Source organism: Bacillota bacterium, assembly GCA_023511835.1.
GTDB lineage: Bacteria > Bacillota > Sulfobacillia > JAIMAT01 > JAIMAT01 > JAIMAT01.
This window is the reverse complement of sequence record JAIMAT010000003.1, coordinates 68,513-76,819: the sequence shown is the minus strand read 5'-3', so window position 1 is coordinate 76,819 and position 8,307 is coordinate 68,513. Positions and strand designations below refer to the sequence as shown.

At 73.3% G+C, this 8,307-nt stretch carries 7 protein-coding genes; 1 reads left to right on the top strand and 6 read right to left on the bottom strand.

What is annotated here, in order from left to right:
* The 5 genes from K6U79_01425 to K6U79_01405 form a co-directional block, all read right to left on the bottom strand.
* Window positions 1-650: alcohol dehydrogenase catalytic domain-containing protein (locus K6U79_01425; protein ID MCL6521021.1), on the bottom strand; the 650-nt coding region annotated here is incomplete at its 3' end.
* A gap of 40 nt (window positions 651-690) precedes the next feature.
* On the bottom strand, window positions 691-1,461 hold the full coding sequence (locus K6U79_01420) for a cyclase family protein (GenBank protein MCL6521020.1): 771 nt from the start codon (window positions 1,459-1,461) through the stop codon (window positions 691-693).
* Window positions 1,462-1,688: 227 nt separating this feature from the next.
* Window positions 1,689-4,022 (bottom strand): xanthine dehydrogenase family protein molybdopterin-binding subunit, encoded by a 2,334-nt coding sequence (locus tag K6U79_01415; GenBank protein MCL6521019.1) that lies wholly within the window; start codon window positions 4,020-4,022, stop codon window positions 1,689-1,691.
* Window positions 4,023-4,814: 792 nt separating this feature from the next.
* On the bottom strand, window positions 4,815-6,071 hold the full coding sequence (gene tnpB, locus K6U79_01410; protein ID MCL6521018.1) for an IS607 family element transposase accessory protein TnpB: 1,257 nt from the start codon (window positions 6,069-6,071) through the stop codon (window positions 4,815-4,817).
* Window positions 6,068-6,643: an IS607 family transposase gene (locus tag K6U79_01405; GenBank protein MCL6521017.1), complete on the bottom strand. Its 576-nt coding sequence runs from the start codon at window positions 6,641-6,643 to the stop codon at window positions 6,068-6,070. Before K6U79_01405 ends, tnpB begins: the two co-directional genes overlap by 4 nt.
* Here K6U79_01405 and K6U79_01400 point away from each other — a divergent pair.
* Window positions 6,642-7,094 carry an amidohydrolase gene (locus tag K6U79_01400; protein ID MCL6521016.1) on the top strand — a complete coding sequence of 151 codons (453 nt, stop codon included), beginning with the start codon at window positions 6,642-6,644 and terminating at the stop codon, window positions 7,092-7,094. The genes K6U79_01405 and K6U79_01400 overlap by 2 nt on opposite strands.
* 5 nt (window positions 7,095-7,099) lie before the next feature.
* On the opposite strand, the gene K6U79_01395 is transcribed toward K6U79_01400, so the two are convergent.
* The gene (locus tag K6U79_01395; protein MCL6521015.1) at window positions 7,100-8,170 is read right to left on the bottom strand and encodes an alpha/beta hydrolase; all 1,071 of its coding nucleotides are present in this window, start codon (window positions 8,168-8,170) and stop codon (window positions 7,100-7,102) included.
* Window positions 8,171-8,307 lie beyond the last annotated feature (137 nt).

Genomic DNA, 8,307 nt, shown 5'->3' with positions numbered 1-8,307 from the left:
ACCAGCACCTGGGCGGCACCCATGACGCGGGCGCTCTGGGCGACCAGGATGCCCATGGGCCCGGCCCCCACCACCGCCACGCGGTCACCCGGCCCCACGCCGCCGCGCTCGGCCGACCAGAGAGCGATGCTGGAGGCGTCCGCCAGGGCGCCCTCGTCCAGGCTGAGCGCTTCCGGAAGCGGAAAGACGCTCTTGATGGAGTGGACCACGTACTCGGCATAGGCGCCCTGGCTGTAGTGGCCGTACTGGCGATGGCCCAACTCGGGCCGCCCGTAGTTCTCGCAGAGGTTGTAGCGGCCCTCGCGGCACATGCGGCAGAAGCCGCAGCCGGCGTGCGAGGTGCCCGCCACGCGCTGGCCCGGCCGCCAGCCGAAAGCGGCCGCCATCTGCCCCGCCTCCACCACCTCGCCCGACCACTCGTGGCCGGCGATGAAGGGGTACTCCCTCGGCCACTGCCCCGGGTGGCGCCCCTCGATGATGTGGACGTCGGTCCCGCAGATGGCCACGGCGTGGACGCGGCAGAGCACCTCGTACGGTCCCGGTCGCGGCACCGGCACCTCGCCCAGGTGGAAGCGCTCGGGCCCGTCCAGGATCAGCGCCCGCATCCTCTCCGGCACCCCGGCCCTCTCTTCCCGCAGCGCCAGGCTCATCCGGTCGCCCTCCCCCGCCCCTCGCGTCCTACCCGCCCGCTCACTCGTCCAGGAAGGCGACCAGCCGGCAGATGGAGGACTCGCCCCGGTAGAACTTCCAGGGGAAAGCGCCCACCATCACCCTCCGGTTGACGATCTCGTCCACGCCGCGCCCGATGTTCTCGATCAGCAGCACGTTCCGCGCCGCCGTGCGCCGGTGGCTCTGCAGGAAGTGGCGCCTGGGCAGCAGCTCCTCGATGGGCTTCCCGAACTTCTGCTCCATCTCCTCGACCAGGTCGGGCCGGTAGTTCCGGATGGCCGTCCAGAGCGGGTGTTCCACCGAGGGTGCGTCGGCGCCGATCCAGGGCGCCTCCACCTCCTCCAGCAGGTAGCTGACCAGGTCCACCGAGGGACCCGGGCATTTGCAGAAGTAGCGCGTCTCGTCGGGCTCCTCGCCCTCCCAGTTGAAGCGGTGCCAGTTGTAGTAGAGGATGACCGCGTCGCCCTTCCGGATGGCGGGCGCCTTGGCGGCGGCGGCCAGGAACATCTCCCGGTCGACGATGCTGTAGTCGTCGACGAGGGGGCTCAGGTCGACGACCACGGTTGGCCGGTAGAGCCGCTCCAGCGGGATCTCGTGCACCCACCAGCCGCGCGGGTTGAAGTGCTGCGGAGCGTCGACGTGCGTGCCCGAGTGCATGTTGGTCTCGATGATCTGGCTCTGCAGGCCGTCCCGGTGGTGGCTATGGAAATTGGTTACTTTCGTGCTGGGAAAGTAGGGCCAAGTCGGCGTCAGCACGCCCCAGCTCTGGGTCAGGTCGACCAGCCTCGCCAACGTTCCTCACCCCCGACCTCGGCCGGTCGCCGCCGCCGCATCCCCGCGCTAGCAAGCCCTTCCGCACGCGGCGGACCTGCCCCGCATGTGTGCAAACGATTGCGACCGTCGGGGGCCTACTTCGCCGGCGAGGGGCTCGTTCCTTCTTCCGGCCACACTGAATCTCCGACAACTTTCGCCGCGACGGCAGCGGCGGGCCGGCCGCCCGCGCGGCCGGCCCGTCCGGTCTAGGCCCTCTCCCGCCCCCGCCCGGCGGCGGCCTCCTCGATCCAGGCGCGCACCCTCGCGGGCGTCATGGGCAGGCGGCGCACCACCACGCCCAGCGGCGCCAGCGCATCCTCCACGGCGTTGGCCAGCGCCGCCAGCGCCGGGATGGTGCCGCCCTCTCCCGCGCCCTTGGCCCCCAGGGGGTTGAGCGGGCTGGGCGACTCCAGGTGGTCGATCTCGACCCGGGGCATCTCGACCGCGGAAGGAAGCGGGTAGTCGGCCAGCGTGCTGGTGAGGAGCTGCCCCTGCCCGTCGTAGACCAGCTCCTCCAGGAGCGCGCCGCTCAGGCCGTACATGACGCCGCCGCGCACCTGCCCCTCCACCAGCGGCGGGTCGATCATGTGCCCGCAGTCGTGGACGACCACGTAGCGAAGCACCCGCACCGCCCCGGTCTCCGCATCCACCTCCACCACCGCCACGTGGGCGCCGTCGGCGAAGGTGGGCGCGCCGGGGGCGAAGGCGGCCGTCGCCTCCAGGTCGACCAGCGCGCGCCCTTCCTCTTGAACCTCGCCCGCCCGCAGCCGCCGGACCAGCTCGGCCAGGGAGAGGCGGAGGCCGGGCACGCCCTGGACGCGCACCTGGCCCTCCTCAAGGCGCAGGTCGTGCTCGCCCGCCTCCAGCAGCCGGCTGGCCGCCTGCAGGATGCGCCGGCGCAGCTCCGCCGCCGCCTCATGGACCGCGCTCCCCCCCATGGCCACGCCGCGGCTGCCGAAGGTGCCGATGCCGGCCGGCACCTGCGCGGTGTCGCTGGCCACCACCGTCACCCGCTCCTCCTCCACGCCCAGGGCCTCGGCCGCCACCCGGGCGAAGGTGGTCTCGTGGCCCTGGCCCTGGGCGGGCGAGCCGCTGGCGACGACGATGCGGCCGCTGGGATCCAGGCGGGCGGTGGCCGTTTCGAAGGGGCCGCCGCCCGTGTCCTCCACATAGACCGCCACGCCCACGCCCAGCCAGCGCCCCTCCCGCCTCGCCCTCTCCTGCTCGGCCCGCCACGCCTCCACTTCCGCCCGTTCCACCGCCCGGCGGAGCGCCTCCGGATAGTCGCCCGAGTCGTAGACCACCCGCCCGGCACCGCCCCGGTAGGGAATGCCGGTGGCGTAGGGCATCTCCTCGGGGCGGATCAGGTTCCGCCGGCGCAGCTCCACCGGGTCCATCCCCAGCCGTCGCGCCAGCCGGTCCATCATCCGCTCCATGACGAAGTTGCCTTGCGGCCTTCCCGCGCCACGGTAGGGCCCGATGGGCACCTTGTTGGTGAAGACCTCGCGCACGCGGCAGCGGAAGGCCGGGAGATGGTAGGGCCCGGGCATGGCGGTGGCGGTGACCAGGCCGATGGGGATGCGCGGCGGGAAGGCGCCCACGTCACTGAGCAGCTCGTCGTCCAGCGCCAGGAGCCGCCCGTCGCGTCGCGCCGCCAGCCGGACGCGGTGCAGCTGCTCGCGCTCGTGGTTGATCGAGAGGAAGTGCTCCCGCCGGTCCTCCAGGAAGCGGACCGGCCTCCCCGTCTCCAGCGCCAGCCAGGCCGCCAGCAGGTCCTCGGGGTAGACGCCGTTCTTCACCCCGAAGCCGCCGCCCACATCGGGCGTGACGACGCGGACCAGCCGCTCCTCCAGCCCCAGCGCCGCCGCCAGTACGGCGCGCAGCTGGTGGGGCGCCTGGTGCGCCGCCCAGACGGTCAGCCCGCCGGTCGCCTCCGGCACCGCCAGGATCGCCCTTCCTTCCAGCGGCTGGGCCGTGGCCCGACCGATGGCCAGCTCCTCCTCCACCACCACCTCCGCCTCGGCCAGCGCAGCCTCCACGTCGCCGTACGCCACCGTCCGCTCGGAACAGAGGTTGGAGGGACGCGCCAGGAGGCTCCGCGGAGCGTCCTCCTCCAGCGCCCGGCGCGCCTCGGCCACCACCGGCAGCGGCTCGTAGGCGACCTCGACGGCCTCCAGCGCGTCCTCGGCCCGGTAGCGGTCGGCGGCGACCACCGCCACCAGCGGCTGGCCGGCGTAGGCCACCTCCCCCGCGGCCAGCGCCGGCTGCACCGTGGCCGCCTGGAGCCGAGGCGCCCGCCGCTCCAGCTCGCCTCCGTCCAGCACCGCCGCCACCCCGGGCAGCGCGGCCGCGCCCCCCGTCTCCAGGCGGCGCACCCGCGCGTGCGCGTAGGGGCTGCGCAGCAGCGCCAGCTCCAGCGTGCCGGGCACCTCCAGGTCGCCCACGAAGCGGCCCCGCCCCGTCAGGAGGCGCCGGTCCTCCCTCCGCCCGGCCTGCCACCGCCCGCCCGCCGCACGCACCGTCCCCCGCTCGCCCTCCATGCGCTCGCCCCCTCTCCGCGCTCTCACCGGGCCCGAAAGCCTCGTGGCCAGCCAATACCACGGGAGGCGCGCGCTCCCCTGCCCCGCGGGAGGTCGGAGGAGATCGATTGCAGAACGGCGAAGCGGAGTCGGGGAGGGAGCCGCTCTGGTCATCGACGTCCATGCCCATCACGTGCCTCCCCGGCTTTTGGAGCGCGTCGCCGCGGGCGAGGCGGGACCGGAGGCGGAGCTTCTCTCGGAGGGCGGTTCGCCCCGCCTGCGCTTCCCGCGTTCGGCCACGCGCCCCTTCCCCGAGGCCATGACCGACCTGGAGGGGCGGCTGGCGCACATGGATGCGCTGGGCGTCGACCTCCAGCTCCTCTCCTTCTGGGCCGAGGCCTACGGCTACGACCTGCCCCGCCCGGCAGCGATCCGCTACCACGCCGCCGCCAACGAGGAGCTGGCGCGGGCGGCCGCCTCCCGGCCGGAGCGGTTCCGCTGGCTGGCCACGGTGCCGCTGCCCTGGGCGGAGGCGGCGGCGCGGGAGGCGGAGCGGGCGGCGGCCATGGGCGCGGCGGGCGTGATGGTGGGCACGCAGGTGGACGGCCGCGAGCTGGACGCGGGCGAGCTCGAACCCTTCTGGGCCGCCGCGGAGGCGCTCGGGCTGGCGGTGATGATCCACCCGGCGCTGGGCCAGGCGCCGCGGCTGGGGCGCTACTACCTGAACAACCTGCTAGGCAACCGTTGCTCGGACCATAGAAATCTGTTCCGAGCACCCGCCTGTCACCAGGCGGGGGCGCCGGTCTTGCGCGCTCACGCGCCGCCGGCTTCCCGCTTCATCGGGGTCAGCCCGGAAATCCCGGGTCTTACGTCCCCTCCGCGGGCGTTTATCGTCTCCGGTCCACTCCCGGCGACGGCGGCCACCAGGGCCGCGAGGTTCCGCGCCGCGTTCTCGTCCCGGTCCAGCACAAGGCCGCATGCCTCACAGCGGTAGACACGCTCGCTCAGACGGAGGTGTTCTTTGACCGACCCGCACCGCGAACAGCGCTTGGACGAGGGGTAGAACGGGTCCGCCTCAACCAGCTCCGAGCCATACCAGGCGCACTTGTACTCCAGCTGTCGGCGCAGCTCGCCCAGCGCCGCGTCGTGGAGCGCCCGTGCCAAGCGCCGGTTCCGCGCCATGCCGGAGACGCCGAGCTTCTCCACGACCACCGTCCCGTAGCTGGTAGCCAGATGGTGCGTCAGCTTGTGCATGGCATCCCGGCGGATGTGGGCCACCAGCGCGTGCGCCCGGGTGAGCTGCCGTCCCGTCTCCTCCCGGTTCCGGCTCCCCGGTCTCCGCCGCGCCAGCTCCCGGTTCAGTCGGGCGAGCTTCCTGAGCGCCTTCTCCAGCGGCCGCGGGTTCGGCACGCTATCGCCCGTCGAAAGAACGGCCAGGTGCCGGATCCCCGTGTCCACCCCGACGATGGCGTCCGGCCACTTGGGCCGGCCCGGAACTCGCTCCACCTCGCAGGTGAAGCTCACGAACCACCGCCCGCCCTCTCGGGAGACGGTGGCGCGCAGGATGCGGGCCTCCCCCGCCTCGATCCTCGCCAGGAGCGCCGTCGTCGGCTCGTGCGTCCGCACCCGGCCGATCCTGGGCAGGACGACGTGGCTTTTGTCGTCCACCCGGATCGCGCCGGTCGTGAAGCCGACCGACTCCCGGCCACGGCCCTTCTTTCGGAAGCGGGGGAAGCCCACCCTGCGACCTTTGCGCCGTCCTCTCCGGCTCTCCGACCACGCCCGGAGCGCCCTCGCCAAGCCTTCGAGTCCCGAGGAGTACGCCTCCTTCGAGTTCTCCCGCCACCAGGGGGCCACAGCCTCCTTCTGCCGGTTCCACTCCCGGCGGAGGGCCGGAAGCGTCCAGGGCACCTCCACCGCCTCGCCCCGGCGGCGGGCATCGAGGCGCTCCTTCACAAGCGCAAGGCCCCAGTTGAAGACAAAGCGGCGCGCGCCGGCGTGCGACGCCAGCATCCTGGCCGCGCGAGGAGAAGGATCCAGCGCGAAGCGGAAGGCCTGGTACATCCTCATGCGGGCGGCATCTCCTCCTGGGCGCACTGGACCGCCCGCTCCGCCCGCCGCCGGGCCGAGCGGCGGCCATAGAGCCTCGCGCAGAGGCTCGTCAGCACGTCGATCATGTCCTGCATTAGGTCGTCTTTCCTCTCGTCCGGCTCCATCACGATCAGCCGCCGCCCCGACGCGGCCAGCGCGGCCTCGATGTATTCCGATCCGAACCGCGCCAGCCTGTCCCGGTGCTCGACGATGATGGCCCCGTACTCGGGCGAGCGCAGCGCCGAGATCAGGCCCTTCCGGTGGCCGTTCAGCCCGCTTCCCACCTCGGCAACTACCCTGGCGACCTTGATCCCCTTTTCCGCCGAGAAGGCCGCGAGCCGCGCCACCTGCCGGTCCAGGTCGGCCTTCTGGTCGGCGGACGAGACGCGGGCGTAAAGCACCGCACCCCTCTCCGCTCGTTCCGACGCGTCGACCAGAATGGTGCCGGTCGGAAGCTGCCGGGCCGGAACCGGCAGGATGCCCTTCTTGAACCAGAGCCAGGCCGTCTTGTAGGAAACGCCGTTGAGCCTCGCCCATTCGGAGAGCTTCATGGGGACAGAATACTACAAAATTGGAGACGTAAGGAGAAACTCTCCAGCAGTTGCAGACCCCTTCGAAACGACGCTGGCCGCCTCCGCCCTGGTGCTGGGCGGGGTGCTGGAGCGCCACCCGCGCCTCCGCCTGCTCCTGGTCCATGGCGGCGGCTACTTCCCGCTGGCCAGCGGACGCCTGGACCACGGCTGGCGCGTGCGCGCCGAGGCGCAGACCGTGGCCGAGCCGCCCTCCGCCTTTCTCGGCCGCTTCGCCTACGACACCCTGCTCTACGACGACGGCCTCCTGGCGGCGCTGGCGGCCCGGGTGGGGACGGAGCGGCTCCTCCTGGGCACCGACTACCCCTTCGACATGGAGCCGCCCGATCCGGTCGCCCAGATCCGCCGCCTCTTCAGCGGGGAGGCAGAGGCGGTGCTGGGCGAGAACGCCCGGCGCTTCTTCCGCCTCTGAGCCCGTCAACCGCGCGCACCCAGCCGCTCCGCCAGCCAGTCGGCCATCTGCGGGCGGTGGCGGTAGGGGATGTTGTTGCAGACGTGGTTCCCTTCCTCGAAGAGCCAAAGCTCCTTGGGGCCGCGCGCTTCCTCGTGGAGGCGGACCGCCTCTTCCCAGGGGATGATGCGGTCGCGCTTGCCGTGGATCACCAGGAGGGGTATACCGATCTCCGCCGCCGCGTCCCGCAGCGTGATCCGGCGAGCGAGCTCGCGCCCTTCCTCGAGCGTGGAAGCGCCCTGGCGGACGGTGTACGCCAGGCGCGTCCGCTCGCTCAGCCCCTCCCAGTGCGAGGCGACGTCGTAGCCGCCGCCCAGCACCACCGCCGCCCGCAGTCCGGGCGTGAAGGCGGCCGCCCGCGCCGCGAAGAAGCCGCCCAGGCTGACGCCCAACACCCCCACCCGGCCGCCGTCGAGATCCGGACGCTCGCGCACCCACTCCAGGAGGGCGGCGGCCACCCGCTCGTAGCGCGGCTCGATGGGATGCTCCCACTCCGTCTCGCCCTGCCCGGGCCCGTCGACGGCCAGCGCGGCCATGCCGCGGGCGACCAGCTCGCGGGCGTAGGCGGTCAGCTCCTCCTTGACGGAGTCCAGGCCCGGGAAGAGGAGGACCACGGGCGGCCGGGGAAGGCCCGCCGGCCGGTGCAGGAGGGCGGCCAGCCGCCGGCCCTCGTAGGGGATCTCCACCCGCTCGACGGGCGGGTCGAGCCAGGGCGCGGCGCGGAGGAAGTCGGCCACCGCCCGCTCGTGGGCCGCGCGCTGCTCCTCGCGCCGGTGGACGAAGAGGAACTTGCCGAAGTGGTGGTAGAGCGAAGCGCGGAACCAGAGCTGGCCGGCGGCCCGCCACCGCCCCGCACCCTCCGCCGCCCCGGCAAGGCGCTCCACCTCCTCCGCCGCCCGGCTCCATGCCCGGCACCAGTCGTCCCAGCGCTCCAGCGAGGCGGTGATCCGCCGGAAGTCGTCCGGCTCCACCCCGTTGGCGACGAAGCGCGGCCCCCAGTGGGCGACGGCCGCCTCCACCCGCGCGTCCCGCGGCATCGGCCCCACCTCCCTGCAATCGGTTGCAAGCGCCGCTGCCCCCTCTTCGCGCCCTTGGCACGCCGCTCCTCCCGCGGCCGGCCGGAAGCGGACCGCCGCCCGCTTCCCGCGCGACGGGAGAGAGCTGCCGTGGCGGC

Bases quoted from the DNA above. Each gene is read 5' to 3' on its own strand.
- K6U79_01415 (MCL6521019.1), bottom strand. From the start codon at position 4,022: ATGGAGGGCGAGCGGGGGACGGTGCGTGCGGCGGGCGGGCGGTGGCAG.
- tnpB (MCL6521018.1), bottom strand. From the start codon at position 6,071: ATGAGGATGTACCAGGCCTTCCGCTTCGCGCTGGATCCTTCTCCTCGC.
- K6U79_01400 (MCL6521016.1), top strand. From the start codon at position 6,642: ATGGGGACAGAATACTACAAAATTGGAGACGTAAGGAGAAACTCTCCA.
- K6U79_01405 (MCL6521017.1), bottom strand. From the start codon at position 6,643: ATGAAGCTCTCCGAATGGGCGAGGCTCAACGGCGTTTCCTACAAGACG.
- K6U79_01395 (MCL6521015.1), bottom strand. From the start codon at position 8,170: ATGCCGCGGGACGCGCGGGTGGAGGCGGCCGTCGCCCACTGGGGGCCG.